This is a genomic window from Mangrovimicrobium sediminis (assembly GCF_004745945.1).
In the GTDB taxonomy this organism is placed as follows: domain Bacteria; phylum Pseudomonadota; class Gammaproteobacteria; order Pseudomonadales; family Halieaceae; genus Mangrovimicrobium; species Mangrovimicrobium sediminis.
Genome location: NZ_SRLE01000065.1, coordinates 1 through 1,442, shown reverse-complemented (window position 1 = coordinate 1,442; position 1,442 = coordinate 1). Strand labels below are relative to the sequence as shown.

Genomic DNA, 1,442 nt, shown 5'->3' with positions numbered 1-1,442 from the left:
GAAGCCTTCCTCGTCCAGGTCGTTGTTACCTGCTTGCAGGTCCAAGCTCAGGTTTTCTGTCAGGCCCAAGCTTGTATCAGCGGAGTAGTAGAAGAACTCGCCAGTCTCGCCGTAGTAGTCGTCTGAATAGGCCAGGCCCAGGGAAACGTCCCACATGGAAACGCTGCCGTAGAATTCCAGGTATTCGCCTTCCGCGTCGTCATCACCCGGGTTGTCGTAGTTCAGGATACCCACATCGATGCCGATATTGTCGCTGATGGAACCAGCCCAGCCAGCGTAGTAGTCCAGTTCCAGGGAACCATCGAAACCGTCGCCATTGGTGTCGAAGTCGACGGAAGAACCCCAGGTACCGAGGTAGATGCCATTTTCAAAGCCGAGGTCGAAACCGCCCTGGATGGCGATAGACTCGTCGGACTGGGAAATGCCGCGGAAACGGTAGTCGCTGGTGAGGGCAACGTTGCCGCTGATCTCCATCGCCTGCGCAGTCGCTGACACGCCGCCAAGCACAGTGGCAGCGAGCACAGCGGGAAGTGCTTTTTTAATCATGTTCCAGATCTCCGTGATGCGTTTCTAGGTGTTGTAATAAGAAGTGTATTGCGACGTCTTTGAATGTCGGGCATAGCCTGCGCGCTATACAAATCTGCCAGTCCGTTTGCAGGGCATGTGCCAGATGTACTTTTCTACATAAATTTCAGCGAGTTATGATTTTCAAGAACAGGTACTAGCATTCGCCTGTGCACCAGAAAAAAACGCCCTTCGCACCACAATGGAATTCCTCACCAAATTGGTGCACCAATTTGATGCAGCCGCGGCAGCAACGCGAACGCCATCACATAATTCGTCCGCACGGCCGGTGCTGGACGGAATGGACCTGTGTTTTTGACTGTAATTCGCCTAAAATTTGCTCAAAAATGCACCTAAACAGGTCGAGCACATGGCAATGAAACCCCCACCACCCCCCTGGGAATTCCTGCAACAGGTCGGCGACATGGTCGGTGAATCCGGGCTGCGCGGCGACCTCGACAAGGGCCTGCGTGGCCTGGCGCAGACGGCCCTGTCGCGCCTCGATCTCGTCAGCCGCCAGGAGTTCGACGCCCAGGCCGAAGTACTGCGGCGCACGCGCGAGCGGGTGGCGGAACTGGAAGCCGAACTGGAGGCCCTGACCCGGGAAGTCGAGGGCCAGTAACCCCAGAGACAATACTGCGCTCAAGGACGAGCCATGGAACTGTCTGTCGTCAACACGCGCGCCCTCAGCGGGCTCAGCGCGCCGCCGGTGCGTGTGGAGACCCACCTCTCCAACGGGCTGCCCGCCTTCAACATCGTCGGCATGCCCGCGACCGCGGTGCGCGAGAGCAAGGACCGCGTGCGCAGCGCCCTGCTCAACTCGCATTTCGAGTTTCCCGACCGCCGCATCACCGTCAACCTTGCCCCGGCGGACCTGC

The 1,442-nt window shown here is 58.3% G+C and carries 3 protein-coding genes; 2 read left to right on the top strand and 1 reads right to left on the bottom strand.

What is annotated here, in order from left to right; genetic code table 11:
• A partial coding sequence (locus tag E4634_RS21380; protein WP_135446693.1) for a TorF family putative porin occupies positions 1–546 on the bottom strand: 546 nt, incomplete at its 3' end.
• 388 nt (positions 547–934) lie between these two features.
• On the opposite strand from E4634_RS21380, the gene E4634_RS21375 reads away from it, so the two are divergent.
• Together E4634_RS21375 and E4634_RS21370 are read left to right on the top strand one after the other, a co-directional pair.
• Complete coding sequence (locus E4634_RS21375) at positions 935–1,186, top strand: accessory factor UbiK family protein (protein WP_135442243.1); 252 nt, start codon at positions 935–937, stop codon at positions 1,184–1,186.
• Positions 1,187–1,219: 33 nt separating this feature from the next.
• Positions 1,220–1,442: magnesium chelatase domain-containing protein (locus tag E4634_RS21370; RefSeq protein ID WP_276606642.1), on the top strand; the 223-nt coding region annotated here is incomplete at its 3' end.